Genomic DNA, 232 nt, shown 5'->3' with positions numbered 1-232 from the left:
CAGGCACCGGGAAAATCCTGCCCGAACAGCCATTGCCAACGGCGACGAGCGCCATCGGCATCGATGTCGGCATCGCCCGCTTCGCCACGATGAGCGACGGCAGCTTCGTCGCACCACTCAACAGTTTCAAGAAGCACCAACAGAACCTTGCCCGCTACCAGCGGCGCATGAGCCGCAAGGTCAAGTTCAGCAGCAATTGGAAGAAGGCGAAAGCCCGCGTCCAGAAGATTCA

The 232-nt window shown here is 59.9% G+C and carries 1 protein-coding gene; it reads left to right on the top strand.

Annotated elements, in window-relative coordinates; genetic code table 11:
- A partial coding sequence (locus F1735_RS38690; protein WP_167241676.1) for a transposase occupies nt 1–232 on the top strand: 232 nt, incomplete at both ends.

Source organism: Massilia genomosp. 1, assembly GCF_011682185.1.
In the GTDB taxonomy this organism is placed as follows: Bacteria; Pseudomonadota; Gammaproteobacteria; order Burkholderiales; family Burkholderiaceae_D; genus Telluria_A; species Telluria_A rubra.
The sequence above is the reverse complement of the archived record's forward strand: the minus strand, read 5'-3'. Positions and strand labels throughout refer to the sequence as shown.